Raw genomic sequence first — 26,003 nt, 5'->3', positions numbered from 1 at the left:
AATGGCATATCTCTATTTCTCCCTCGCCCTCGTCGCCGTCTACATCGGCATCACCCTGCTGCTGCACCTGCAGTTCGGCCGCGTCGGCATCGTCAACTTCGGCGTCGTCGGCTTCTGGGGCCTCGGCATGTATGCTCACGGCGTCTTCATGGTTACGCTAGGTCTGCCATGGCTGGTCGCGCTGCTTCTGGCCACGCTGCTCGTCGGTTTATTCGCACTTGCGCTCGGCGCATTGGTGCTGCGGCTGGACGGGCAGTCCGTACTCGTCGCCACACTGGCCTTTGCCACGATCGTTCTTCATCTGGTCACCACCGAAAAGTGGCTGACCGGCGGGGTCGTGGGCTTCGGCACCATCGAATACCCCTTCGATTTCGGAGCAGCGACGGAGCCCGCCTACCTGGCGCTGATCCTCGCTTTCGTCGCCGTGGTGCTGGTCTATGCCCTTCGCCTCGACAGTTCGGCCTACGGCAGGCTCCTGTCGGCGATACGGGACAACGAGCCGCTGGCCCACGGGCTGGGCAAGCCGACCTTCCGGCACAAGCTGATCTTCTTCGCGGTGACCTCCGCCGGAATGGGGCTTTTCGGCGGTCTGTCGGCTTCCCTGAACCAATTCCTGACGCCCAACATGATCGCGCCCGGCGTGACCTTCACCGCATGGATCGCCCTGGTCCTCGGAGGCAAGGACCACCCCTGGGGCGCGATTATCGGGGTCTGCGCGACGGTGGGGCTTTTCGACGTCTTTATCGAGACTTTCGCGCCGATCCCGGCGGACTACGCGCTGCTCGTGCCCAACATCAAGCTGATGCTCTACGGGGCTTTCCTCGTCGTCATCATGCTCTACCGGCCCTCCGGGGTCCTCGGCGGCTATGGGAGGCGCGGATGACCGTAGAGGCCAAACTATCGATCGCCGGGCTGGAAAAGTCCTTCGTAGGACGCAAGGTCGTTTCGGTCGACAGGCTGGAGATCGGCCGCCACGGGATCGAGGGGCTGATCGGGCCCAACGGCGCAGGCAAGACCACGTTGATGGGTCTCATCACGCGCAAACTGAAGGCCGATGCAGGTACCCTCATCTATCGGCCTGGCGGCACCGAGATCGACCTGCGGCAGATGTCGATGGACCAGGTCGCCCGGGCCGGTCTCGTCAAGACTAACCAGGTGATCCAGGACTTCGAGACGCTCTCGATCCGGGACAGCTTGCGGCTCGCGCTCGCGCCGGCGGAGCGGGAGCAGTTCTGGACGGTATTCACCAAGCGCCGCAAGCGCGATGCCGTCGAAGCCGAGATCGATGAGATCCTGTCGCACTTCCCCTTCGAGAACCCGAACGGCGATGCCCGCTCGGCTGGGGAGAAGAAGCTACTCGACATCATTCGCTGTCTGCTGCTGAAGCCAAAGGTTCTTCTGATGGACGAACCGACGGCTGGTCTGCCCGACGACCTGACCCGCGCGGTCATGACGCTAGTGCAGAAGAAGGTGGCCGAAGAGGACCTCAAGGTCTTCATCATCGAACACGACCTCGACCTGATCTGGGACTACTGCGCCCACGTCAACTTCCTCGCCGACGGGCGGCTGCTTTGCTCGGGCACTCCGCAGGAGGTGAAGGATCACCCGGTCGTCGTCGAGAAATACATGGGGGTGGTCGATGTTTGAGATCACGGGCCTGCAGAGCGGCTACGGCGGCGTCACCATCCTCAAGGATGTCGCTCTCTCCGCGGATCGCGAGGTCTACGCTGTGCTGGGTGCGAACGGCGCAGGAAAATCGACCCTGCTCAAGACCCTTGCCGGGATCATTCGTCCTACGGCGGGCGAGATCCGGTTCAACGGCGAACGGATCGACAGGCTGCCTGCTCACAAGATCGCGGCGCTCGGCATCGGCTACGTCCCGCAGGAGAACTGCGTCTTTCCGGACCTGACCGTGGCGGAAAACCTCTCGATCGGCGGCATCCTCGGCAAGCGCAGTAAGGCCGACCGGCTGGCCGAACTCTACGATCTCTTTCCCGATCTCCAGGAGCGGCTGGACCAGAAGGCCGGCAGCCTCTCGGGCGGGGAGGGCCAGATGGTCGCCATTGGCCGCGCGTTGATGCAGGAGCCTTCGGTTCTTCTGCTGGACGAGCCGACGGCGGGTCTCTCCCCGAGATACACCGATCTGCTCTTCCGGAGGGTCGCCGAGATCAGCCGGGAGAAGCAGGTGACCGTGGTGCTGGCAGAACAGAACGTCACCAGCACGCTCGGGATCGCCCGCAAGGTCCACGTTCTCAGCCTCGGCAAGACCCACCTACAGGGGGCGACGGACGAGGTGAGCATCGAGCAGGTAAGGCAAGGCTATCACATCTGACACGACCACCGGCCGTTGAGGAGCGGCCAATTTCACACCAAGGGAGGAAGACCAAATGACCAAGACCTTTTCGACAAGGATTGCGGCCACGGCGACGGGCGCTCTGCTGGCGTTCGCGCCGGTAGTGGCCTCGGCACAGGAGGGCGAGCCGATTAAGATGGGTCACCTGACCTATCACACCGGCCCGTTCAACGCCGTAGGCGATCTCTTCGATGGAATCACCAACTTTGCCGTCGATGTCGTCAACGAGGACCCACCGCTCGGCCGTCCGATCGAGGTGCTCCACCGTGACATCGGCACGCTCGGTGAAGCGCAAGTCGCGCGTCGCTTGCTGGACAGTGACAACGTCGAGATCCTGCTGAACGCGGCGCACAATTACCTCAGCTACCGCGACTTCGCACTGGACCACGTTGCGGAGAACGGCCGGCCAATCATGCCCTCCGTCCATGGCGGTGCGATCGACTCGGAATACGGCGGGACCGCCGAAGAACCGCTGTTCCGCGGCTCTCCGATGGACAGCGCCCAAGGTGTGGCCGCGGTCGTCCATGCCCATAACGCAGGCGCGGAGAACGTCGTCGTCGTGGCCTCCGAGATTGCAGGTTCGCAGCTGCAGAAGGACGGCGCGGTTAAGGCGGCAGAAGAGCTGGGCATGGAAGTCCTGGCCGTGATCGACGTTCAGGCCCAGGCCCCGACGTACCGGAGTGTGATCAGCCGGATCGGCGGCATGAACCCCGACGCGGTCGTTTTCTTCTCGCCCGGCGAGGACGGCGGCACCTTCGTCAAGAACGCTGCAGAAGCGGGCAATTCTTGGTTGCTGATCGGCTCGTCCGACTGGCTGCTCGAGGAGTTCTCTGCCACTGCGACCATGAGCGCGATCGACCGGCACGAGGCCGTGCTGGCCGCTGGCTTCACTCACGCGGACACGCCCGCCTGGGAGACCATGCAGGAGCTCTGGGAGAACTCGGAATACGCCGACCTCGGCGAGCCGTCGAACTCCTATGCGCTGCAATACTACGATCTGATCGTGCTTTCCGCGCTGGCCATCGAGCAGGCCGGGTCCACCGATCCCGAGGCCTGGTCCGAAGCTATGTACGCCATCTCGTCGGGTGACGGCGAACAGGTCTACTCCTATGCCGAAGGGCTGGAGAAGATCCGGGCCGGTGAAGCGATCAACTACGAAGGCGTGACGGGCGCGATGGACTACACCGACACCGGCGTCGTCTCCGGGCTCTTCGGGGTGTTCGAATGGACCGACCTTGAGACGCTGGAGCAGACCGCGACGGTCGATGGCGCGGAAGTGCTGCGTCTCGACCAGCTGTAATGAAGGTTACGGGCCGGCACTCCAATCAAGGCCGGCCCGCCTGCCACCTGCGTCCCGGACGCAGGTGGCTTTTTTTCTGAAAGGACCCCACCGATGAAATCTCTTGACGTCATCACCATCGGGCGCGCCGGGGTGGACCTTTACGGCAGCCAGGTCGGTGGGCGGCTGGAAGACATGGGGTCCTTCGACAAGTACATTGGCGGCTCTCCCACCAACATGGCCTGCGGGACCGCCCGCCTCGGCCTGAAATCCGCGCTCCTCTCCCGCGTCGGCGACGAGCACATGGGACGGTTCATCCGCGAGGAGCTGGTGCGCCATGGCGTAAACGTCGAGGGGCTGAAAACTGACCCCGAGCGGCTGACTGCTCTCGTGATCCTCGGCATCAGGGATCAGGACCAATTTCCGCTCATTTTCTACCGAGAGAACTGCGCCGACATGGCGCTCTGCGCGGAGGACGTGGACGAAAGCTTCATCGCCTCCGCGCGAGCCGTCGTCGCCACCGGCACGCACCTGAGCCACCCCACGCCGCGGGCCGCGACGCTGTCGGCGCTTGAGCTGGCGAGACGGCACGGCGGCAAGACCGCCCTAGACATCGATTACCGCCCCAATCTCTGGGGCGTGCTCGGCCACGGCGAGGGCGAAAGCCGGTTTGCTGAGAGTGCCGAAGTCACCGCCTCACTGCAGGAGACCCTGCATCTTTTCGACCTGATCGTCGGCACCGAGGAAGAATTCCATATCGCTGGCGGCACGACCGACACTGTCGAGGCCCTCCGGGCGGTGCGCGCCGTGTCGAACGCGACGCTCATCTGCAAGCGAGGTCCGATGGGCGCCACCGCTTTCGAAAGCGAGATCCCGGAGAGCCTAGAGGAGGGCTGGACCGGCCCGGGGTTCCCCGTCGAGGTGTTCAACGTGCTCGGGGCCGGGGACGGCTTCATGTCCGGCTTGCTCAAGGGCTGGCTCGACGGCGAGGACTGGTCGACAGCCCTCAAGTACGCGAATGCCTGCGGCGCCTTCGCCGTCTCTCGTCACGGCTGCACCCCGGCCTATCCGAGCTGGGAGGAATTGGAGTTCTTCTTCGAGCGGGGGGTAGTCCGGAAGGACCTCCGCAACGATGCGGAGCTGAACCAGGTGCACTGGGCGACGACGCGCCGCTTCTCGAAGGGCGGTGGGTGGGACACCGTCCGGACTTTCGCCTTCGACCACCGGATGCAGCTAGAGGAGATGCAGGGCTACACTCTGGAGAAGGGTGGCCGGTTCAAGGAGCTCTGCTTGCAGGCCGCCCTGCGCGTGCATGATGGCCGCCCCGGCTACGGGATCCTCTGTGACGGCAGGATCGGTCGGACGGCCCTCCACGCCGCGAGCGGCTCCGGCCTCTGGATCGGCCGGCCCGCAGAGCTGCCAGGCTCTCGCCCCGTCGAGTTCGAGCCGGAACTCGGCGTCGACCTTGGCGGCCTTGGCGAATGGCCGAGAGAGAGCGTGGTGAAACTCCTCGTCTTCGCCCACCCGGATGACGATTACGAGCTTCGTGCGCTGCAGGAGGCGCGCGTAAAACGCCTCTTCACTGCCGCCCGCCGCAACGACCTGGAGTTCCTGCTGGAGGTGATCCCCTCGAAGGTCGGAGCGGTGGACGACATGACCTCGGCCGTGTTGATCCAGCAGTTCTACGACGCTGGGATCTATCCCGACTGGTGGAAGCTGGAGCCCTTCCGGACCGAGGCCGCCTGGGCCAATGCCGTCCGGGCCGTCAACCGCAACGACCCCCACACCCGCGGCATCGTCGTCCTCGGTCTCGATGCTCCGGAAGCAGAGCTCGCCGAGAGCTTTGCGCTCGCGGCCGGTCAGCCCCTGGTCAAGGGCTTCGCCGTCGGCAGGACAGTCTTCGGTGACGCCGCTCGCGCCTGGCTTAAGGGTGAGATGACCGACGCGGAGGCGGTGGAGCGGATGGCTGCCAATTATTCTCGTCTCTGTGAGTTCTGGGACATGGCAAGAGGGTAGCGGCAGCCCGCGGTTCATGCCGCTGGCATGACACTATGGGCTTTTTTCCCCAGATTCACGACTGCAAACAGAAAGGTCTCCCCGCCGGTCCCGCGGGCACCGCTTATATTCTCAGACACCCCCAGAGGTGCGCCGGCCGCCATGCCAATTCTCGTACGCGGTTTTTCGGGAGTGGCACCGATTGTAGAGCGGTTGCCAGTTGCGCCGATCGTAAAAGAGACGCGTGTCCCCACGGTGCGGAATAATGTGGTCGACCTCTTTCGCCTCCTCGAGGAGACCGACCAGCCCTCGACCTATATCGTGTGCTTCTTGAGAAAGGCCGGCGCACCCTCACGCCAAGCCTTCGTCTTATAGAGTTTCGACCACTCCGCGACCGGCGTCCGCGCCTTGGCCGCCTGCTGCGCCGCGTCGCGAGACCGCTTGCCGGCAGCCTCGTGATCGGCGCAGCGCGCGGCGCCCTCGAGCGCGAGCTCGTCGCAGTCCCTGGCCGCGCAGAGCTTTCGGATCATTTCGGGGGATCGGGGCCTGTATGAGACCCGCCTCAATGAAAGCGCCCGGTCGGGTTGATCCCGCCGGGCGCACTTTTCGATTGTGGCGATATGGGTAGGGTCGAGGCTCCGTAACCGTCAACGGGATTTTTTCGATCGACCCTCGAAGCGCGGCGGGAGATCGGTGCGGCGATGCCCGCCGACCCGCGGTTTTCCCTTTCCCATCATGGCTTCAAGCGCATTCGCGAGCGCCTCGAGAAGATCGTTGACATGGCCTTGCCGAGGCCGGCTGCCCTCGGCGCACCACCCGTGGTCCCGTATCACCTGCGCCACAGTTTTCTGCGCGAGGCAGACCTGATCGACGAGATCGCGGGCCGTGATCTCGATCCGCGCCTCGCTCGGGCGCCGCCGCCTGATCCGCTTGGCGAGGCCGGGACCGACCCGCTCGCGCAGGAGCTCGAGCTCGCGCGACGCATAGACGACGGCCTGCAGGTAGTCCAGCGCGTCGCCGCGGCCGCAGTCGGCGAGGCAGGAGCGCGGCGTGCCTCGGGTCGTGTGCCGCTCGGCGAGGGTCGCGTAGCGCCGGGCCATGGCGATCTGCCCGGGCGTGACCGGGAAGGGCCGGGCCCGGAACTTGTCTGTATCCTTGCCGGCCCGCTCGTGCGCCTGCCGCTTGGCCGCCTGACCGAGCTCGTGCGGGGCCTGCATGCGATCGAACACGTCGATTTCGCGCAGCGCCGCGCGGCCGCGGTAGCCTGCCGGCATCAGCTCATATCCCTCGACCTTCGGGACCGCGACGAGCGACTGAAACGTGCCCATCGGTGCGCGGGCCGGCGGGGCGGCGATCCCCGGGAAGCGCTCGCGATCGGAGGGCGCGCACTCCGCAGGCGCGGGACCGAGGGCACTCACGAGTTCAAGACGCTGGGTGTCGGTTGGTAGCAACACGAGACCGAGGGGGAGAGCGGAATGCGCCGTAATTGCCCTGGCATTGTCGGTCGCCGGGCGACCCTCGGCGAGCCCCCGCACGGCCCTCTGCCGATCGGGGCGAGGCATGCGCGCCGCGCTCTCCTCGGCGCAGCCCTTGCCGCGGGCGATCACCCGGGCTTCGAACTCGGTCACAAGATCAACGATCGTGGCGCTCATTCCGCGGCCTCGCGCGCCGCCCGGCGGGCCTGCCCGGCCTCGACAATCTCGCGCACGCGGCCCTCGTCACAGTGGAAGGCATCGAGCCACGCCTGATCGCGACGCTTCGCGGTCTCCTCGCCGATCCGGCGCCCGACGATTGCGAGCCGGCGCTGATCCTCGCTCCCTTGCTCGCGAGTGAGCCGGAGATCGCGCCCGGCCGTCCTGTCGTCCTGTTCGTCGGTCATTGCCGCCCCTTCTCAGCTTTTCGCCAAGCCTGTCGCCTCGAGCTCCTCGTCGGTCAGGAGACCGGCGGCGAGGAGGTGCCGAATTTCCCACGGCTCCAGATCGAGGAACGCCTCGGGCCGACCGTCGCGATACCTCGCAACGGCCCGCTCGACGGCCGCGATCACCATGGGATTTTCCGACTGCTTCGACCGGGGTTCCAGCCCCGGGTCGCCGCCCTTTGTTTCATTACTGGGTTTAGCCTTATAATAGGGGGTGGACACTCCTGACCCCCTTTCGGGACACGGCTGACCCCCTTTCGCATCTTCGTAGGGACACTCTTGCCCCCCTTTATCCGCACTAAAAGGGGTCACCTCTGCCCCCCTTTCAGAGGCAAAAAGGGGGTCACTAGCGACCCCCTTTGAGCTGGGAAGGGAGACGATCTCAGCGCGGCTGAGGAAGGTGTATTGCGAGCCTTTCTCGCGGCCGTAGCTAGGCGTGCGAGCGATCCAGCTGCGGGCTTCGAGCTCGAAGACCGCCCGCCTGACCGTCTTGATCGAGACCCCGACGGCGCGCGCGAGCTCGCCATGGCCGGGATTACACCGGCCAGTTTCCTTGTTTGCATAGTCCAGTGCTAGAGCGATGCCAACGAGGCGCGCACTAGCCGTCAGATTGTGATCGCGCCGCATGAATCTGCACCAGTCGTGGCGCACCACGCGCCATGCGCCGGGCTGAATCGCCCGGCGTCTGGTCCTCGCTTGTCCCTTCATTCGCTCAGCTCGTTGCATGCTTGGTGATCACTGTTGCATCCGCGGGCACTGTATGGCTGTCCGTGCATGAGCCGGTCTCCCTGCCGAGTTCTTCTCTCGAGCGGCAACACAAGGATGCTGGGCCCGCATCGAGCGATCAAGTTGGCGTATATGGCCAGAAAGGCTATAAGTCAATTTGTGTCAAAATGGCCATCGACCTCGGCGATCCCATCGCTAAACGTACAGCCATGTCACGGACGAGCATCCACCCCGATCTAGCAGGGGCCATGAATCCAAAGGCGATTGGTGAGCGGCTCGTGTTGCTTCGCACCGCTTTCGGCTTGCGTAGTTCGGAGGTGGCCGATCTTCTCGGGGTCGATCGCGCCTACTACAATCGCTTCGAGCACGGCAAGCGGATGGTTTCTGATAGCGTTGCAGTGCTGCTCGTCGACCGTTTCGGAGTTACGCTGGACTGGCTGATCCTGGGCCGGTCGAACACCCTCACGGTGGATCTCGCCGAAAAGTTGCGGGCCGCTATGGACGAGCCGCCGCCCGTCGGCTGAAGCCTCAAGCATTCTAGGGTCCTGCTGGGTCTCCCACGTAGCTAGTCGTGAGCTAGGCCGCGATCAGGGTGCCGTAAAAGCCACTGTCCGGCTATGCGGGCGGACAAGGGTCGTGGGGATGGCCAAAATGGCCAAATAATTAACTTTACGATAGCCAATTAGTCCATTACGGTGGCTTCTCGAGGATATTGGGATAAACGCCACCGGAGCGGCGTTGCTGTTGTTAGCCTTTGCTACACGACTGTCCTTGGGCCGCCTGTTCGCGGGCTGGCATGCCCGGCTCGGTTTGCGGACGGTTTCGGGTCCAGATGTTTAGATGAGTGCCTGTAGTTTCCGGACAGGGTGCCAATCGCCGGCAGGAAACGGATCCAAGAATGCCCCTCAAGCTCGTCCGTCGCGGCAAAGTCTACCACATCTCGGGCACCGTCGCGGGCCAGCGCATTCGAGAAAGCACGGGCCTTGGCGAGCGCAAGCTCGCGGAAGCGTGGCGGTTAAGGCGAGAGCGTGAGCTCCTCGAGCGGCACGCTCTCGGCCGCGCTGCGACCCTGACCCTCGCCGAGGCCGCCGTAACCTACCTCGAGGCCGGCGGCTCGGGGCGGTTTCTGCGCGCGATCCTCGACTATGCCGGACCCGACACCCTGCTGCGTGACATCGACAATGCCTGGCTCGCTAGGGCGGCGAGGGCGCTCTATCACAATGCTGCGCCAGCAACGGTAAACCGCCAGCTCATCACTCCGATCTCGGCCGTCTACAACATGGCGGCCGCCGAAAGCCTGACCCCGCCCCGCCGTTTCACGCGCCGTCGCGAGCCCCGCGGTCGCTTGCGCTGGCTCACACCAGAAGAGGCCGAGCGTCTGCTTCAAGCTGCCGCCGAGCTCACCCTGCCGCGCCACGCGGAGCCCGAACGCTATACGCTGCAGAAGATCGCCTTTCTCCTCGGGACCGGATGCCGCGCCTCCGAATGCTTCGCGGCCGAGGTCCAGCACTGGAACCCTGAGACGTGGCAATTCTGGGTTGCCGGCGAGAGCGTCGGTGCCGGAAAGACCGAAGGCACCGCGCGCCACGTGCGCCTGCCGCGCCGAGCCGTCGAGCTGATCGGCGAGCTGCCCGAGGTCGGCCGTGCCTTCCGCACTGCTTATGGTAAGCCTATCAAGCTCTCAGAAGGGTCCGGCGGGCAGATGGCCGCTGCCTTCACGAGCGCGCGGAAGGCGGCCGAGCTCGGGCCCGAGGTTACGCCGCACGTCCTTCGCCACACCTGGGCGACATGGTTCTACTCGCAGACACGGGATTTCGGGGCGCTTATGGACCTAGGCGGTTGGGACCGGGCCGACACCGCCAACCGCTATCGCAAGCTCGCGCCCGACGACCTTGCGCGCCGCCTGCTCGCGCACGGCTGGGACTTCCAAGAGAGGCCGAGCCGAAGGCGCCCATCAGAGTCAACCAGCGTCGGCGCTCTTCGAATGGTAAAGTAGCCGATAGTGAAGGCAGATGTTCAGTTAGTTTACGGACTAGTGAGCGCCGGAAGTATCCTGCTAGACCAACCAGTTCCGTCCACCTATCGGGCTACAGACGTGAAGGGCGACCTCTTGGTGCTTGCCAACCGGCTGTGGGGCACAGGAGCACTGCGGGCAATGGGGTCAAGCGTGATGTTGTCCCAGTTGAGGCCCACTGATCGAGCGGCTTGAAAACCTGTCGCCTAAGGACCAGTTGTCGTTCGCCATCCGCTGAATGGAGGGTCAGGCTGATCATCAGAGCCCTTCCCATTTATCATCCTGCGTTGTACCACAATCGAGACCTACAGGTGCATGCTTGAGGTTATTCATGGGGCCGTTGTCGATTGAGTAAAATGAAAGCGAGCAGCGAAAAATTCGCATGGGTGGCAAATGGCACGCCGAGACCGCGCAATGAACATGTCGTCCGGGAAACCGAACGGTTCATTGTGGTCCCCACGATCGGTGCTCTGGTTGAAGGTTGGCTGCTAGTGATCCCGAAGCGGCGGCTCGAGAACTTTTCGCTACTTGTCCGGCCGGAGCGCGACGAACTTACCGAGTTACTCGGCGAGCTCTCTGTAAAGCTAGCTCGTTACCCTGGACAGCTCCACCTGTTCGAACACGGCGGCCCCAAGGGTAGCCTTGTGAGTTGCGGGGTAGATCAGGCCCACCTACATGTCGTGCCGCTTCAATTCTCATTGCTCGACGAGGCCCTCGCCAAGACGGATGTTAACTGGTCCAGCGCACCTCGCATTGAGGAATTGCGGCCGCAATTGGCCCAACATGAATACCTATATGCTTGGTCAGCGGGGAATGGTATATCCGGCACCTTGAAGCATCCAAAGTCGCAATGGTTCCGGAAGCTGATCGCACAACGTCTCGGCCGATGTGATGAATGGAACTATCGTGAATTTCCGCATTATGAGGTTGCGGATCAAACGGCGAAAGAAGTCGCTGGCTGATGGAGCAAGGGCAAGCGAAGAGGGGCGCGAAATCTGAGCCCTCTTCTAGCCAAGATCCGGACTCCGCTCAACACCATGATTTCGACGATCACCGTAAGCCCGGCCAGTGGAATTCCATATATCCATCACAAGCTTGGTACCAGATTGGCTTTGAATTCATATACCTAATCTTGGTCATGGCGCTTGGAGTGTTCCTGCTAATGAAGGGTTCCCAATGGCACGAGGAACTCCAGGCAAATGAAACAGATGCGATAGCCCTATTCTTTACCGTCCAGATGTCTTCGGAGTCAATAAAATGGGGCGCATTGGCGACGGCTGGGGCACTAGGCGGTACAGTATTTGATCTAAAATGGCTATACCACGCAGTTGCGAACTGCAAATGGCACCGCGATAGGATCATTTGGCGGGTTATTGTTCCCTTTAACTCTGCGCTGGTGTCTCTGTTTACAGGCTTCCTCTTTACGTCCGGCGTCATCCCTTTCATTATATCCGATAGCTTCTCCGGCATGTACACGCTGCTCGGATTGGGGTTCGTGTTTGGGTATTTTTCTGACGGCATACTCGCTGCGCTTCAGAGGTTGGCATATCACCTATTCGGGACATTGAAAGACAGCGATTAGCGAGAGTGATGGTAGAGATTGTCGAGCCCAGATCGAAGTATACAGAGACGAGCTTCGAGAGCTTTTCGGTAAGGGCAAAGGCTTTCGGGGCAAAGGCTGCTGGTCTAATGTACATTCCGGAGCCCTGGCGCCCGAATTTCATCGTTCTGCCCGCAGAGCTTCACGAGATGTGGAGGCAAGATGGTCGAATTGATTCCGGCGCAGTTGGCGCTGTGCTTTCCTGGCTTGAGACCAACTTGATCGACCAGTACATCGTTCGATCAAGCGGACGGTTTGAAACAATCGAGGATCGCGGGAAGTATCGCTCTGAAACGATTCCCCGTCGGGGGGACGGCGAGGCGCTGGTAGCAGCTGTCAAGGAAATTTTTGAATCCACCCGGAGAATCGATCCATCAGAAGTGATGGCATTAATTGTTCAAGAATATGTCACCCCATCCAAGAAGGGCCATTTTTCAAACGAACGGCGCGTGAGCCCTACCAGAAACCAATGGATGTATGAAGTTGAGCAACCGTTCGCTCCAGCCGCAGGGACAAACTGCAAGGTCGCCCCAATGCCCGATCCCGCGGAGGCCTTTCGTGTAAAAGGTTCTCCTCATCAGACTTTTCGCTCAATTGGAAGATGGTGCGTCGAAACATTCGAGCCCAGGTGTCATATCGAATGGGCTCAGTCTGATGATCGACTCTGGCTGCTTCAACTTGATCTAGAATGGCCACAACTCGATAAAGGTGATGATCCCACATCAGAGTTGACCGTCGATGAGCAGTCTCTTCCTGACCCTGCATCAGCGTCGATGTTGATCCCATATAAAATCGGCGCACCAACTAGATGGAAGAAACTGAAGAACCTGAGCGAGTTCGATTTTGAGTCACGAGAGCTAGCCCCCACGATTTTTCAGCTTCACTCCGAGACGGTCGAGAAGGCGAGTCTCGATGATTCCGTCAGGATGAAGCTCGTTGAGGAAATTGGTCTAGTCACCGGTGGAAGGGCAGTCGTTCGTACGGAGGACCAGAGCTCGAATGCTTCACCTTTTAATCAGCCAAGAACGGATACGGTGGCTCCAGCGTGTTCAGTTCAATGGGTGTTTGAAACCTATGCAAAGCTTATCGCCGGGGGAAGCAGTAAGAAAGATCTAGTCTTTCTAATTCACGCATTTATTCCATCAAAAGCATCTGCATAGGCGTACGCAGACCCAAGCAATAAAACCGTTATCGTTGATGCTCTGTGGGGGTTCCCCGACGGTCCGCAAGTCTTGCCATTCGATGAATACGAAGTAATTCCGCAGAGAGGAAAATTGATCTGGCCCCGTTCGACCTATAAGCCAATGTTCTTGCGCGCTGATGCGGATGGTCGCTGGGTATATGGAAGAGTTAATAGAGGCAAGGCTCGGCATCGTGTTCTAAGCAGTCCTGACATCATCGAAATTGCGTCTCGGACTCATCAGATAGCATCCCGTATTAGCGCTCCGGCGCAGATAATGTGGTTCTGCGGTGTGCCCCAGGAGTATGGTATTGGCAGGAACGTGCCTTGGTATCGTGCCAGAGAAACGGCGGATGCAGCGCCCCGTGTTGAGTCAAAATATAAGGATTTCACAGTTTCGCGACCGGATGACCTATCCGACTTGCCAATTCCCTACTGCACAATCCGACTGTTGCCGAGCGTCGAATACATTCGGGATGAGAGCTTTCTAGACAAAGTCATCGATGTTGCGAAGGCAAACCGCGTTCCGGTCAAGATCGAGGGCTCGGTTCTTGGGCATATTTACTATCGCCTATGCCAAGCCGGGGTCGGTGTTATCATTCCTCGTCAGGCAAAATATCGAAAAGCGCCCGAAAAAAAGATCTTTGGTAAGATTGTCCGAGATCGGATTCCTGAGAACATCAGAAAGGGGGGGGAAGAGGCTGTTGAAGCGACGCTTCGGCGTGAAGATATCGATTTTGGTCTCGGTGCCAAGCTTATTGAGGAGCTTGATGAATTCTTAACTACTGACGATGCCAACGAGAGAAAAGCCGAACTGGCGGATATGCTTGAGGTTATCATGGGTCTTGCTGCCGCAAATTCAATTTCGTGGAGCGAGGTGATTTCGATCGCGGAGGCTAAGCGTGAGAAAAGTGGTGGATTTGAGCGGCGTCGAGTTCTGATGGAAACGTCACTCCCTAGTTCAAGAGAAGTGTCAGAAAGAAGGGATTTGGTTTCACTCTCAGAGTTGTCACATATCTCTCATTCAGACCGAACATCTAGCATCCCATTTTATAGTGTTCTGGCTAGATATAATCGCAACGGCGTTTCGCTAAGGCTAAAGAATTCGTCTGCGGTTATCAGAGTTGGCTTGAAGAATGGTCGGCTTTTAGTCACCGAGGAAAAAACCACCAGGGATCATTTGGAAGATGGATCAGTTGATGATCAGTTCAGTCTTCCGCTTTTTGACTGAGAAATCTGGATTGGTCGAGGGGCGGTATGCGCAGTGATGAACTCGACCGCCTTCCCATGTGCAGGTGAGCTGGCGGCATCGACTGACCTACTTGTCCGCGGCACAAACCTGACGCAACAATACTCGAGTGTTGACTAGAGATCCCATTTACGGACTGGAAAACAGTGGCTTAATGAGTGAGCGCCAACGCGTGCCTTGCCCTTAGCAGGGGAGCGCCTTCGACCACTCGGCCACGTCTCCGCCGACCCGTGTAGAGGGTGGACTCCAGAGAAACAAGGCGGAAATTGAACGTCGCGTCCTCAGGGCGCGTCTTCGGAAGACCCTGAGATGCGGCGCCCATCGGCACCTCAGAGCTGGGGTCAGCGGCAAGGAACTGGCAATTTCTAGAGGTCACCGACCTCGTCAGTTTCGCCCGGAGGACCGTGTGTTGGGTCGCAGTATCCCGCCACAGCCCACCGCCCGGCGAAGAGTTACCGCGAGAGAAGGCGCTCGAGCCCCTGTGATCAGTAGGTGTTGAGCGAGGCTCCGACGAAGACCTCTTCCGCGACGAAGCGATACCCGGCGCGCAGCCGCCAGGGGCCATCGCCAAGACGGCGCGTGACCGCGAGCGCGCGCTCCCGGTAGCCTTCGGAGTTGCCCGCGGCCGTAATCTCGAAGCTCACGCCGTTGGCGAGGTTCGGTTGCACCATGGCGAAGTACCCGGAGTTGACGGTCGTGGCCTCGGCCAGGAGGAAGAGGCCGCCCCAGTTCGTGGGCCGGTACTGCTCGGCGACGATCTTCAGCCCGGCCTCGGGGCTGTCGTCCTCGGAGAGCAGGACGCTCGGACCGACCCGCAGCGTGGCCGGAGCCCCCGCGACGGGGACGGCGAAGCCGCGGGTCGCGGAGACCGTGGCCTCCCCCCCGCCCGTGAAGCGCGAATAGGTGAGGCTGGCGCCGTAGGCCCCGCGCGTCGCGCTGGCCACGAGCGTGCTGTCGGAGGGCGAGACGTCGTACTGCAGGAATTCCTGCGCCGCCGCCATCCCGGGCAGGGCGAGGGCGAGAAGGCCGCCGCGAAGGAGGCCGCGGAGGGCCGAAACCGTCATCGCGTCATTCCGCCGGACTCGGGCGTCGGCCGTGAAGCCGGCTCTGGATCAGCGGCAGGGCAGAGGAAAGCCGCTGGCTTTCCTCGGAGGAGCGGTTCTCGGTCGGGTAGAGGTCCTCGCCGCGCGCGATCCGCTCGGCCTCGCGGGCGAGACGGATGACCGGCCGCAGGAAGACGCTCACGAAGAGGGCCGCCGCCGCGGCGACGATCGACAGCAGCGCGACCCCGCTCCACTGCAGGGTCGCCAGGAACGGCCCGAGGCCGGCTCCGGCCGGCGCCGCGGGCACTTCGACGACCAGCGACCAGTCGAAGGGGGGCATGTCGCCGACGATGAACTCGGGGAAGGCCCGGAGCAGGTACCGCTCGCCGTCCGAGCCCTCTTCCAGCCGCTCGACGGGCGAGCCCAGGCGCGCGATCTCTGCGGCCCGCGTCTCCAGCGGACCCTCTCCCAGCCGGGAGAGCACGAGGCTACCGGTCCGGTCGACGACCGCCATGTCGACCTGGAGCTCGTCCGCGGCGCTCGTCATCACGCCGCGCAGCCAGTTCAGCCCGAGGCTGTAGACGAGGACGCCGCGAACCTCGCCGCTGTCGTCGCGGACGGGGGCCGAGAGGTTGACGTAACCGTTCGCGGAGCCGCCCTCGGGGCCCATACGCTGGACGCGGCTCACGCTGCCCCCCGTGAGGCCGCTGCGGAACCAGCTCTGGCCTGAAACGTCCGCCCCCTCGTACTGGCCGCCGGAGCCTTCTTCCACGATCCCGCCCACGCCGATGTAGCCGGCCCAGGCGACGCCCTGGCTCGCGCGGGCCGCGGCGTCGACGAAGCTCTGCCGGCTGCGGGGGTCCTCGGGATCGATCTCGCGCGCGACCGCGCTGATGCTGTCCCATTCACGTTCGACGGCGCGGGAGACCGTGAGCCGGAGCGCCGAGCCGCTGCGGGTCAGGGTCTCGGCCTGGAGCGTGCGTTCGTAGGCGATCACCTGGGACCGCAGGGGGACGAGCACGACGAAGACCGTCGCGAGGAAGAGCAGGCCGAGGCCCGCGAGGGCGATACGGGTCAGATTGGGAGGCGTCTTGACGCGCACCGGTCACTCCGAATGGTTTGGTTGCAGCTGCTCGGGCGCATTGCCTGCGCACGGGTTTGGTTAATCGGTTAATGGTCGAATTTGACAGGATTTGGGCGGGAGTTACACCGGGTGAGACGGGTCTATCACGAACACGTCACGGGGGTCCGGCTTGAGGCGTGCTCAGCCCGATGCCAGCCTTCCGGGATGCGAGTTTTTGACGGATCCGCGCCCGCATGATGACCCGACGCGCTGCCTGTACCGGCCTCGGCGCAGCCGCGCTCGGCTTCATCGCTGGACCGGGCGCGGCAGAGCCTGAAGTCTGGGGCGTCTGGAAGGACGCCTTTCTCGATGACAGCGGGCGGGTGTTGGACGACACGCAGGGCGTGAGCCACTCCGAGGGGCAGGGCTACGGCCTTCTGCTTGCGCAGGCGCATGGCGACCGGACCGCGTTCGAGGCGATCGAGGCCTGGACGCGCGTGCATCTGGTGGTGCGGGGCGATGCCCTCATGGCCTGGCGCTGGCGGCCCGGTGCCGGGACCCCTGACCTCCAGACCGCCACGGACGGCGACCTCCTGCGCGCTTGGGCGCTTCTGCGGGCGGCGCGGGACTCCGGGTGGGAGGGGCACGAGGCCAAGGCTCTCGCCAACGCCCGGGACCTCGCCACCCACTGCCTGGTGCCCGACCCCCGCGCCCCGGACGAGCCACTGCTTTCCCCCTTCGCCGACCCCGAGGGCGGCGGGAGCGCCGTGCTGGTCAACCCGTCCTACTACCACACCCGCGCCATGAGGGAGCTCGGAGCCGCCGCGGGCGTCCCCGAGCTGGTTCGCGCCGCGGATCACGGCGAGACGCTGCTCGCAGAGGTGGCCGCGAAGAGCTGGCTGCCGGACTGGCTCGTCGTGACGGGGCAGGGGCCCGCGATGGCCGAAGGCTATTCCCCAGCGATGGGATACGACGCGCTCCGCATACCGCTCTACCTGGCGTGGTCGGGGCGGGCGGATCACCCCGCCGTCGCCGCCGCCCGCATGCTGAAGGCGCGCGTGAATGACGCGCTGCCCGACGGCCACGTTCCGACGGTCATCTCCCGCGAGGGCCGGCTCGTCGCGGCCAGCGACTATCCCGGGTACCGGGCGCTTTGGGCGCTGGTCGAGGCTCCGGCTCGCGAGACCCGAGCCCTCGGACTTGTCGCGCCACAGGGTCAGCCCTATTACCCCGCCACCCTCGGCCTGCTTGCGGAGGTCGCCGCGCGCGAGGGCGGACCCTGGGGCTGAACCTTCCGTGAGCTCTCGCGACTGATACAGTTTCGCCGCCTCCGCATCATCCTGTCGTCGCAATTCGGCGGTGGACACTCGAACGAACAAATCAAGGACAAGGGGCAGTTTTCATGCGTGCTTTGCGCTTCGGTCTTGGTCTCGTGGTCATTGTCGTGGCCCTCTGGATCATCGTCGCCGAGCAGATCTCGGGCGCCAGCGCCAATGCCTTCATCAACGCCCGGCTGACGACCCTGCGGAGCCCCATCGCTGGCGAGGTGAGCTTCGCCCAGTCCACGCTCGGCGCGCGGGTCGAGCCGCAGGAAACGGTCGCCACGGTGGAAGACCAGCGAGCCGACCGGATCCGCAGGGACGACCTCGCGATGGAGGTGGCGCTGACCGGGAGCGAGATCGAGCGGGTCGAGAGCCAGATCGTGGCGCTCGATACCACGCGGCGGCAGCTTGAGGGGCGGCTTGAGGACTACAGGGCGGCCCGGCTCGAGGAGCTGCGCATCGCGCTGTCGCACGCCCGGGAGAGGCTCGCGCTCCTTCAGGACGAGGGGGAGCTCCTCGAAGACGACGCGGAGGCCGCAGCGGTGGTCGACGACACGACGGAGCGTACACCGGGCGAGCCGGTGACCTATCCGCTCGCCCTGGAGTATGCCCAAGAGCGCGTCGAGGTGCTGGAAACGACCCTCGCGGCTCTCGAGGAGGACGGCGTCTATCTCGGGGACGGCTACAACGACGCGCCCTATTCCGAGCAGCGGCTGAATGAACTCGACGCAGAGCTGACGGATCTCCGGACCCGGCTGTCGATGCTGCGGTCGCAGCGGCAGACCCGGGCCGACCGGCTGGAGCAGGCACGCGGACGCGACACGCTGCTGTCGGGGGCGGACCTCATCTCGCCGGTCGAGGGGCTGCTCTGGGAATTCCGCGCGTCGGGCGGCGAGATCGTCCAGCGCGGCGATCCCGTCGTGACGCTCGCGGACTGCGGTTCGCTCGTCGTCTCGCTGTCCGTGACCGAGACGGTCTACAACTCCCTGCAGCTCGGCCAGTCCGCGACCTTCCGGCCTTCGGGCAGCAGCCGGACCTTCGCTGGTACCGTCACGCGGCTCGCCGGTTCGGGGGCCCAGACGATCTACCGCAACCTGGCCGTCGCCCCGGGCGAACGGCACCTGGAGCGGTTCGACGTGACGCTGCTGGTACCGGGGCTCTCCTCCGATCCTGAACTCTCCTGCGCCATCGGCCGGACCGGCCGAGTGTTCTTCGAGAGCCGGCCGCTCGACTGGCTGCGGAACCTCGGACAGTGAGATGATCTACCTCACGCCGCTCCAGTCGAGCCTCGTGCCGATCCTTCTGATCCTCGGCCTCTGGCTGGTGCTGCCTGCCGTCATCGACCGGGAGCGGACCTGGCAGAGGGCCGTCCTTTACGGCGGCTGTATCCTCTTCGCCCTGCGCTACGCGTGGTGGCGCGGCACCGAGACGCTCGCGCCCGTCGGTCTGACCGTCGACTTCATTGCGAGCGGATCGCTCTTCCTGATCGAGCTAGCGGCGCTCGTGGGCTCGATGAGCGCCTTCGTCCTGATGATGCGGACCCGGAACCGCAGCGGCGAGGCGGAGGCCAATCTCGGTTGGTGGCGCGACCGGCCGGCGCCGCCCAAGATCGCGGTGCTCATCGCGACCTACAACGAGGAGCTCGAGGTTCTCGAGCGGACCATCGTCGGCGCAAAGGCCCTGCGCTACACCAACAAGGAGATCGTCGTCCTCGACGACGGGCGCCGCGACTGGCTGCGAGACTTTTGCGCGCAGCAGGACGTGCGATACCTGCGCCGGCCCGACAACAAGGGGTCGAAGGCGGGCAACATCAACCATGCGCTCGGCGTCCTGAACTCCGACCCCGAGCCCCCCGAGTTCTTCGCTGTCCTCGACGCCGATTTCGTGCCGCACCGGGGCTTTCTCTCCCGCTCGCTGGCGCTCTTCCACGACCCCTCCGTCGGCCTGGTCCAGACGCCGCAGCACTTCTTCAATCCCGACCCGATCCAGCACAACCTGGGTCTGGCGAAGTCCTACCCGGACGAGCAGCGCTATTTCTTCGATCACATGCAGCCCTCTCGCGACGGCTGGGGAATGGCGATCTGCTGCGGTACCTCCTCGATCTGCCGGATGGAGGCAGTGCGCGAACTCGGCGGCTTCCCGACCGACAGCGTGACCGAGGACTTCATGCTTACGATGGCCCTGCAGGCGCGGGGCTGGCGGACCGTCTACCTCAACGAGGCGCTGACCGAGGGCCTCGCGCCGGAAGGGCTCAAGGAGTATGTCTCCCAGCGCGCAAGGTGGTGTCTCGGCCTGATGCAGATCGCCCGGTCCCGCCTCGGTCCCTTCACGCGGGAGAAGATCCGGCTGCGCGAGCGGTGGAGCGTGCTCGACTCCTCCCTCTATTGGCTGACCTCCTTCGCCTTCCGGATCGCCGCGCTGGTCTTTCCGCTGCTTTACTGGTTCTTCAATATCACCGTCGTCGACGCCGGCGTGCCCGAGGTCATTTCGCATTTCGGCGTCTACTACGCCTGGGTTCTGCTCACGACGACGCTTCTGTCACCCGGGATGATCGTGCCGATCTTCCACGACGTGACCCAGCTCGTCGGCGCGATCCCGATCACCCGGGCCGCCGTGACCGGACTGCTGCGCCCCAAGGGCCATCCCTTCAGCGTCACCGCCAAGGGCGGGGACCGCAGCCGCATCGTGGTGCAATGGGGGATCATGCGGCCGTTCCTCGTTCTCTGGGGTCTGACCGCGCTCGGCCTCACGCTCGGCATCTTCTTCGACCGCTTCGCCTACTACGATGCCGGGGACGGCAAGAGCGTCGTGCTGTTCTGGACGATCTACAACCTGATCGTGCTCACCGTGACGATCATCGCCTGTGTCGAGCTGCCCCGCCGCGAGCGCCACGTCGCGGACGCGCCGGAGCGGACCTTCGTCCAACTGCCGGACGGCGCGAGCGTGACGACATGGCTCAGCGAGCTGACCCGCACGACCGCCCGCCTGCGGGGCCTGACCCTGCCGGAAGGTGCCCGGGTGCGCATCGAACTGCGCGAGGTCGGTCCGGTCGACGGCTACGTCCTGCGCACGTCGCGGGACACGACGCTCGTCCAGCTGCTGCCCGAGGCGGAGGAGCGCGAGGCGCTCATCGTGCGGCTCCATGCCGAGGACAACACGCCGGGCGTGACCCGCTCGCAGCCGGGGCGCGTCATCCGCGACTTTGGCCTGCGCCTGTCGCGGATCGGGCCCCGGAGATAGCTCCGGCCCCGCTAGGCGGCAGGGCCGGGCGATCCGCCGTTCAGCACCCGGCTCTGGATCCGGGCGAGGGCGGCCGAAAGCGCCGCGCTCTCGCGAGAGCTCAGGGACTCCGGAGGGTAGTCCGCACCGCCCTCCGCGATATCCGCCGCCGCCCGCGAGAGCTCCTCGATGGGGCGCAGGAAGTAGATCGCGTAGAGTACCGTGCCGACCGCCAGCGCCATGAAGAGCGCCGCGATGGTCCAGCTGACCTGCCGCATGAAATCGGTGAGGCTCGTCTGGCCCTGCAGGGCCGGCACCCGGACGACGAGGTCCCAGCCGAAATGCGGCATCTCGCCGACCAGCATGTTCGGGAAGACCCCCGTGACGTGCGCCTCCCCTCCGACACCGCCGGAGACGTAGCGGGTCAGGTCGTGTCCCATCTCGGCGAGAGCGGTGATCTCGGGGTCGATCGGCGCGTCGATGAGCTCGTTGAGCGAGATGATCTCCCGCCCGGTCCGGTCGAGCACCGAGATGTCGAGCCCGAGCTCCCGCGCGGCCTGCACCATGTACCCCGAGAGCCAGTCGACGCGCAGGCTGTAGGCCACGACGCCACGCGCCACGCCGAAGTCGTCGACGATGGGGGCGGACATGTTGATCAACCCCTGTTCGGCGCCGGGCATGCCGGAGCCGCCGGAGGGCACGTAGACCGCGCCCACGCTGCCGAACCTCAGCCCTTCTCGGAACCAGCGGAACTCGCGCACGTCCTCGCCCTCGCGGAAGCCCGAGGACCCGGTCAGAACGCGCCCGTCAGGCGAGGCGATGCCGACCCAGGCCACGCCCGGGCTTGCCTGCGGGACGGCCTCGGCGAAGCGGCGGCGGCTCGCGGGGTCGCGCATGTCGATCTGGCTCGCGACGGCGCGGAGGCTGTTCCACTCGCGCTCGACGGTCTTCGAGAGCGCGAGCTGAAGCGCCCGTCCGGCGCGCATCACGCGCTCGGACTGGACCGTGCGCTCGAATGCGCCGACGTGGCTGCGGATCGGCAGCGAGACCACCGCTACGGCCACGACGAAGGCCACGATGGCGGAGCTGATCAGCGTTGTGGAGAGCTTCGGGAAATTGCGAGTGGTCATGGCCTGGGGTCCGCGGGCAAATCCTGGGGTGCGTCCCGGCGATTTGCACGGCCGGGACCGAAGGAGCTGTTAACCAAGATTCGGGCGGGAATGCGGCTGACCCGGCGCGTAATCGGCACGGCCTCGCGGCGCGAGCAGGGGCCGGACCCTTCGCGCCGGGCCCCGAGGGAGGAGGTTCGGGCGCGGCGCGACGGATCCGGCATTGATATCGTCGCTCTTCATTGCCGCCCGAGGCCAGCACGCAGGCCGGCAAAGTTGGGTTCAGGCGGCGGCTGCCGGAATAAGGGGCGATGAAATGGGCACATGACTGCTTGTTGGGCGCTCACGGGGCGCCCCGGGCTCTTTTTGCAAATGCTTCTCAGAAGCATTGACAATCCGTCGGACGGGCCCATTATCCGCTCAACGTCACCTAGGAGTCCCATACATGCGCCTGCCTCTCGCCCTTGCCCTGTCGGCCGCCCTCGCCGGGCCCGCCGCGGCCCAGGACGACCAGTTGAAGGTGGCCACGACCTTCACCGTGATCGCCGACATGGCGCGAAACGTGGCGGGCGATGCGGCCGAGGTCGTCTCGATCACGCGGCCGGGCGCCGAGATCCACGGTTACGAGCCCACGCCGCGCGACCTGGTACGGGCGTCCGACGCCGACCTGCTGCTCTGGAACGGGTTGAACCTCGAGCTCTGGTTCGAGCAGTTCCTCGACAATCTCGGCGAGATCCCCTCCGTCACGGTGTCCGAGGGGATCGATCCCATCGCCATCGGATCGGGCAGCTACGAGGGCCAGCCCAACCCGCACGCCTGGATGGGGCTGGATAACGCGCTGATCTACATAGACAATATTGCGGAGGCGCTTTCCGAGGCAGACCCGGAGAACGCCGAGACCTACGCGGCCAACGCGGAGAGCTACAAGGAAAAGCTGCGCGAAACCATCGGCCCGCTTCGCGACCGCATCATGGCCATTCCGGAAGAGGACCGGTGGCTCGTCACCTGCGAGGGAGCCTTTTCCTACCTCGCACGCGATTTCGGCATGACGGAACTCTATCTCTGGCCGATGAACGCCGACCAGGTGGGCACGCCGCAGCAGGTCCGGGCCGTCGTGGACGGCGTGCGCGAGAACGACATTCCGGTCGTCTTCTGCGAGAGCACCGTCTCCACCCGCCCCGCCGAGCAGGTGGCGCGCGAGACCGGCGCCGCGTTCGGCGGTGTCCTCTACGTCGACTCCCTGTCGGAGGAGGGCGGCCCCGTGCCCACCTATCTCGACCTGCTCCGCGAGACCTCCGAGACCATCGCCGAGGGGCTGGAGAGCGAATGATGTTCGACGCCAGCGCCTCCGGACCCGGGATCGAGGCGCAGGGCGTCACGGTCACTTACCGCAACGGCCACACCGCCCTGCGGGACGCCACCTTCTCGGTGCCGAAGGGCTCGATCACCGCGCTCGTGGGCGTGAACGGGGCGGGCAAGTCCACGATCTTCAAGGCGATCATGGGCCTCGCGCCGATGTCGTCGGGCAGCATCTCCCTGCTTGGCCGCAGCGTGGACGAGGCCCTGAAGAACAACCTCGTCGCCTATGTCCCCCAGGCCGAGGAGGTCGACTGGGCCTTTCCCGTGCTGGTCGAGGATGTGGTGATGATGGGCCGCTACGGGCACATGGGATTCCTGCGGCGGGCCAAAACCGCGGACCGGGAGGCGGTCGATGCGGCCCTCGAGCGGGTGAACATGACCGATTTCCGTCACCGCCAGATCGGCGAGCTCTCGGGCGGCCAGCGCAAGCGCGTCTTCCTCGCCCGGGCGCTGGCGCAGGAGGGGCAGGTGATCCTGCTGGACGAACCCTTCACCGGCGTCGACGTGCAGACCGAGGACCAGATCGTGGGACTCCTCCGCAGCCTGCGCGACGAGGGCCGGGTGATGCTCGTCTCGACGCACAACCTCGGCAGCGTGCCGGAGTTCTGCGACCGCACCGTGCTCGTGAAGGGCACCGTGCTGAACTACGGGCCCACCGAAGAGGTCTTCACCGCGAAGAACCTCGAGACGGCCTTCGGCGGCGTGCTGAGACAGTTCTCGCTCGGCGGGACCGATCTGCACGACGACGCGGACGCGCGCTCGATCTCGATCTTCACCGACGACGAGCGTCCGCTGGTCCAGTACGGCGACACGACGCATACGCGCGAGCCCCGGGAATGATCCTGCTCGAGCCCTTCAGCTACGGCTACATGACCAATGCCATGTGGATCTCGGCGCTTGTCGGTGCGGTCTGCGCCTTCCTGTCGTCCTACCTGATGCTCAAGGGCTGGTCGCTGATCGGCGACGCGCTCTCGCATTCGGTCGTGCCGGGGGTGGCGGGCGCCTACATGCTGGGGCTGCCCTTCGCGCTGGGCGCCTTCATCGCGGGCGGCCTCGCGGCGGGGGCCATGCTCTTCCTCTCCGAACGATCTGGCCTCAAGTCCGACGTCATCATCGGGCTGATCTTCTCCGCCTTCTTCGGGCTCGGCCTCTTCATGATCTCCATCAACCCGGTCGCGATCTCGGTGCAGACGATCACCATGGGCAACATCCTGGCGATCACGCCCTCGGACACGATCCAGCTCGCGCTGATCGGCATCGTCTCGATGGCGATCCTGCTGCTGAAGTGGCGCGACCTGATGGTGGTCTTCTTCGACGAGACGCACGCCCGCTCCATCGGCCTGAACGCCGGGCGGCTGCGGCTGCTCTTCTTCACACTGCTCTCGGCCTCTGTCGTGGCCGCGATGCAGACCGTCGGCGCCTTTCTCGTCATCGCGATGGTGGTGACGCCGGGCGCGACGGCCTACCTGCTCTGCGACCGGTTCCCGCGGCTCATCGCGACCTCGGTGGCGATCGGTGCCGTGACCTCCTTCGCCGGCGCCTACGCCAGCTATTTCCTCGACGGGGCGACCGGCGGGATCATCGTCTGCCTGCAGACGCTGGTTTTCCTCGCGGCCTTCTTCTTCGCGCCGAAGCACGGGATGCTGGCGGCGCGCGCCCGCGCGGCGGAGGCGGTGCAGGAATGATCGAGACGCTGCTCGCCCCCTTCCAGTTCGGCTTTATGCTGAACGCCTTCCTGATCAGCCTGCTGGTCTCGGTGCCCGCCGCGCTGCTCTCGTGTTTCCTCGTGCTCAAGGGCTGGGCGTTGATGGGCGACGCGGTGAGCCACGCGGTGCTCCCGGGGATCGTGCTGGCTTACATCCTCGGGATTCCACTGCTGGTCGGCGCCTTCGCGGCCGGCATGTTTACCGCCGTCGCCACCGGCTTCCTCGCCGAGAACAGCCGGGTGAAGGAGGACACGGTGATGGGCGTGGTCTTTTCCGGCATGTTCGGGCTCGGCCTCGTGCTCTTCGTCTCGGTGGAGACCTCGGCCCACCTCGACCACATCCTCTTCGGCAACATGCTGGGGGTCGGGACGGCGGACCTCTGGACGGCGGGGATCGTGTCGCTCGTCGTGGCGGGCGGGCTCCTGCTGAAATGGCGCGACCTGCTGCTGCATGCCTTCGACCCGGCTCAGGCCCGCGCGTCCGGGCTGCGCACCGGCTGGCTGCACTACGGGCTCCTCGCCGCGCTCTCGCTGACCATCGTCGCGACGCTCTCGGCGGTGGGCCTGATCCTCGCCGTCGCGCTGCTGATCGCGCCGGGAGCCATCGCGTTTCTCACCACGCGCAGCTTCCCGGCCATGCTCGCCGTCGCCGTGGGAGTCTGTCTCCTCTCCATGATCGCCGGGGTCTACGCCGCCTTCTGGATCGACAGCGCCCCGGCGCCGACCGTGGTCCTGATCCTCACCGCTGGCTTCATCGTGGCGTTCCTCCGCCGCCAGTGGCAGGTCCGCGCGACCAGCCGCGATCCCTCCGCCCGCGAAATCTGAGGGGCCGCCACCGCCAGCGGAGCGGGCCCTCCCGGGCTCCCTTC

At 64.6% G+C, this 26,003-nt stretch carries 26 protein-coding genes and 1 pseudogene; 18 read left to right on the top strand and 9 right to left on the bottom strand.

Going from position 1 to position 26,003, the window contains the following annotated elements:
• The first annotated feature begins 1 nt into the window (after position 1).
• The 5 genes from F3S47_RS11430 (at position 2) to F3S47_RS11410 (ending at position 5,648) form a co-directional block, all read left to right on the top strand.
• Complete coding sequence (locus tag F3S47_RS11430) at positions 2–883, top strand: branched-chain amino acid ABC transporter permease (RefSeq protein WP_150445394.1); 882 nt, start codon at positions 2–4, stop codon at positions 881–883.
• Positions 880–1,647, top strand: a complete 768-nt coding sequence (locus F3S47_RS11425; protein WP_150445393.1) for an ATP-binding cassette domain-containing protein — start codon at positions 880–882, stop codon at positions 1,645–1,647. The genes F3S47_RS11430 and F3S47_RS11425 overlap by 4 nt, the downstream gene beginning before the upstream one ends.
• Positions 1,640–2,332: an ABC transporter ATP-binding protein gene (locus F3S47_RS11420; protein WP_150445392.1), complete on the top strand. Its 693-nt coding sequence runs from the start codon at positions 1,640–1,642 to the stop codon at positions 2,330–2,332. Before F3S47_RS11425 ends, F3S47_RS11420 begins: the two co-directional genes overlap by 8 nt.
• A gap of 55 nt (positions 2,333–2,387) precedes the next feature.
• Positions 2,388–3,653 (top strand): ABC transporter substrate-binding protein, encoded by a 1,266-nt coding sequence (locus tag F3S47_RS11415; protein ID WP_150445391.1) that lies wholly within the window; start codon positions 2,388–2,390, stop codon positions 3,651–3,653.
• Between the two features lie 93 nt (positions 3,654–3,746).
• Positions 3,747–5,648: a bifunctional 5-dehydro-2-deoxygluconokinase/5-dehydro-2-deoxyphosphogluconate aldolase gene (locus tag F3S47_RS11410; RefSeq protein ID WP_150445390.1), complete on the top strand. Its 1,902-nt coding sequence runs from the start codon at positions 3,747–3,749 to the stop codon at positions 5,646–5,648.
• 111 nt (positions 5,649–5,759) lie between these two features.
• On the opposite strand, the gene F3S47_RS11405 is transcribed toward F3S47_RS11410, so the two are convergent.
• From F3S47_RS11405 to F3S47_RS19740, 6 genes and pseudogenes are all read right to left on the bottom strand, one after another.
• Complete coding sequence (locus tag F3S47_RS11405) at positions 5,760–5,891, bottom strand: hypothetical protein (RefSeq protein WP_263405999.1); 132 nt, start codon at positions 5,889–5,891, stop codon at positions 5,760–5,762.
• A gap of 50 nt (positions 5,892–5,941) precedes the next feature.
• Positions 5,942–6,157, bottom strand: coding sequence for a hypothetical protein (locus F3S47_RS11400; RefSeq protein WP_150445389.1), 216 nt, complete (start codon positions 6,155–6,157; stop codon positions 5,942–5,944).
• A 117-nt stretch (positions 6,158–6,274) separates the two neighbouring features.
• Complete coding sequence (locus F3S47_RS11395; RefSeq protein ID WP_150445388.1) at positions 6,275–7,279, bottom strand: hypothetical protein; 1,005 nt, start codon at positions 7,277–7,279, stop codon at positions 6,275–6,277.
• On the bottom strand, positions 7,276–7,506 hold the full coding sequence (locus F3S47_RS11390; protein ID WP_150445387.1) for a hypothetical protein: 231 nt from the start codon (positions 7,504–7,506) through the stop codon (positions 7,276–7,278). The genes F3S47_RS11395 and F3S47_RS11390 overlap by 4 nt, the downstream gene beginning before the upstream one ends.
• A gap of 12 nt (positions 7,507–7,518) precedes the next feature.
• Positions 7,519–7,767 (bottom strand): hypothetical protein, encoded by a 249-nt coding sequence (locus F3S47_RS19585; protein ID WP_223877822.1) that lies wholly within the window; start codon positions 7,765–7,767, stop codon positions 7,519–7,521.
• Between the two features lie 234 nt (positions 7,768–8,001).
• Positions 8,002–8,172 (bottom strand): annotated as a pseudogene (locus F3S47_RS19740) (helix-turn-helix domain-containing protein); the annotation flags it as partial.
• Between the two features lie 266 nt (positions 8,173–8,438).
• On the opposite strand from F3S47_RS19740, the gene F3S47_RS19410 reads away from it, so the two are divergent.
• The 6 genes from F3S47_RS19410 to F3S47_RS11355 all read left to right on the top strand — a co-directional run bounded on the left by F3S47_RS19410 (position 8,439) and on the right by F3S47_RS11355 (position 14,296).
• Positions 8,439–8,795, top strand: coding sequence for a helix-turn-helix domain-containing protein (locus F3S47_RS19410; RefSeq protein ID WP_191090161.1), 357 nt, complete (start codon positions 8,439–8,441; stop codon positions 8,793–8,795).
• A gap of 374 nt (positions 8,796–9,169) precedes the next feature.
• Positions 9,170–10,267 (top strand): tyrosine-type recombinase/integrase, encoded by a 1,098-nt coding sequence (locus F3S47_RS11375; RefSeq protein WP_150445384.1) that lies wholly within the window; start codon positions 9,170–9,172, stop codon positions 10,265–10,267.
• Positions 10,268–10,641: 374 nt separating this feature from the next.
• On the top strand, positions 10,642–11,247 hold the full coding sequence (locus F3S47_RS11370; RefSeq protein WP_150445383.1) for an HIT family protein: 606 nt from the start codon (positions 10,642–10,644) through the stop codon (positions 11,245–11,247).
• Positions 11,247–11,867, top strand: coding sequence for a hypothetical protein (locus tag F3S47_RS11365; RefSeq protein WP_150445382.1), 621 nt, complete (start codon positions 11,247–11,249; stop codon positions 11,865–11,867). The genes F3S47_RS11370 and F3S47_RS11365 overlap by 1 nt, the downstream gene beginning before the upstream one ends.
• An 8-nt stretch (positions 11,868–11,875) precedes the next feature.
• A complete protein-coding gene (locus tag F3S47_RS11360; protein WP_150445381.1) occupies positions 11,876–13,045 on the top strand; it encodes a hypothetical protein in 1,170 nt (389 codons plus the stop codon).
• A 297-nt stretch (positions 13,046–13,342) separates the two neighbouring features.
• Positions 13,343–14,296 (top strand): nucleoside triphosphate pyrophosphohydrolase, encoded by a 954-nt coding sequence (locus F3S47_RS11355; protein ID WP_150445380.1) that lies wholly within the window; start codon positions 13,343–13,345, stop codon positions 14,294–14,296.
• Positions 14,297–14,799: 503 nt separating this feature from the next.
• On the opposite strand, the gene F3S47_RS11350 is transcribed toward F3S47_RS11355, so the two are convergent.
• Together F3S47_RS11350 and F3S47_RS11345 are read right to left on the bottom strand one after the other, a co-directional pair.
• The gene (locus F3S47_RS11350) at positions 14,800–15,378 is read right to left on the bottom strand and encodes a hypothetical protein (RefSeq protein WP_150445379.1); all 579 of its coding nucleotides are present in this window, start codon (positions 15,376–15,378) and stop codon (positions 14,800–14,802) included.
• 4 nt (positions 15,379–15,382) lie between these two features.
• Positions 15,383–16,459 carry a cache domain-containing protein gene (locus F3S47_RS11345; RefSeq protein WP_150445378.1) on the bottom strand — a complete coding sequence of 359 codons (1,077 nt, stop codon included), beginning with the start codon at positions 16,457–16,459 and terminating at the stop codon, positions 15,383–15,385.
• Between the two features lie 218 nt (positions 16,460–16,677).
• On the opposite strand from F3S47_RS11345, the gene F3S47_RS11340 reads away from it, so the two are divergent.
• The 3 genes from F3S47_RS11340 to F3S47_RS11330 all read left to right on the top strand — a co-directional run bounded on the left by F3S47_RS11340 (position 16,678) and on the right by F3S47_RS11330 (position 20,982).
• On the top strand, positions 16,678–17,709 hold the full coding sequence (locus tag F3S47_RS11340) for a glycosyl hydrolase family 8 (RefSeq protein ID WP_150445377.1): 1,032 nt from the start codon (positions 16,678–16,680) through the stop codon (positions 17,707–17,709).
• Between the two features lie 113 nt (positions 17,710–17,822).
• A complete protein-coding gene (locus tag F3S47_RS11335; protein ID WP_150445376.1) occupies positions 17,823–18,998 on the top strand; it encodes an HlyD family efflux transporter periplasmic adaptor subunit in 1,176 nt (391 codons plus the stop codon).
• Position 18,999: 1 nt separating this feature from the next.
• Positions 19,000–20,982 carry a glycosyltransferase family 2 protein gene (locus F3S47_RS11330; RefSeq protein ID WP_150445375.1) on the top strand — a complete coding sequence of 661 codons (1,983 nt, stop codon included), beginning with the start codon at positions 19,000–19,002 and terminating at the stop codon, positions 20,980–20,982.
• Between the two features lie 11 nt (positions 20,983–20,993).
• Here the strand turns inward: F3S47_RS11330 and F3S47_RS11325 are convergent, their stop codons facing one another.
• Positions 20,994–22,091 carry a cache domain-containing protein gene (locus tag F3S47_RS11325; protein WP_150445374.1) on the bottom strand — a complete coding sequence of 366 codons (1,098 nt, stop codon included), beginning with the start codon at positions 22,089–22,091 and terminating at the stop codon, positions 20,994–20,996.
• Between the two features lie 424 nt (positions 22,092–22,515).
• Between F3S47_RS11325 and F3S47_RS11320 the strand changes: the two genes are divergently transcribed.
• Genes F3S47_RS11320 through F3S47_RS11305 form a run of 4 tightly spaced genes read left to right on the top strand, consistent with a single transcriptional unit; the run spans position 22,516 to position 25,959 of the window.
• A complete protein-coding gene (locus F3S47_RS11320; protein WP_150445373.1) occupies positions 22,516–23,400 on the top strand; it encodes a metal ABC transporter substrate-binding protein in 885 nt (294 codons plus the stop codon).
• Positions 23,397–24,269: a manganese/iron ABC transporter ATP-binding protein gene (locus tag F3S47_RS11315; RefSeq protein WP_150445372.1), complete on the top strand. Its 873-nt coding sequence runs from the start codon at positions 23,397–23,399 to the stop codon at positions 24,267–24,269. The genes F3S47_RS11320 and F3S47_RS11315 overlap by 4 nt, the downstream gene beginning before the upstream one ends.
• Entirely contained in the window at positions 24,266–25,114 is an 849-nt protein-coding gene (locus F3S47_RS11310) for a metal ABC transporter permease (RefSeq protein WP_150445371.1), read from the top strand. Before F3S47_RS11315 ends, F3S47_RS11310 begins: the two co-directional genes overlap by 4 nt.
• A complete protein-coding gene (locus F3S47_RS11305; protein ID WP_150445370.1) occupies positions 25,111–25,959 on the top strand; it encodes a metal ABC transporter permease in 849 nt (282 codons plus the stop codon). The genes F3S47_RS11310 and F3S47_RS11305 overlap by 4 nt, the downstream gene beginning before the upstream one ends.
• Positions 25,960–26,003: the final 44 nt, after the last annotated feature.

Source organism: Histidinibacterium aquaticum (assembly GCF_008710275.1).
Lineage (GTDB): Bacteria > Pseudomonadota > Alphaproteobacteria > Rhodobacterales > Rhodobacteraceae > Oceanicola > Oceanicola aquaticus.
The sequence above is the reverse complement of the archived record's forward strand: the minus strand, read 5'-3'. Positions and strand labels throughout refer to the sequence as shown.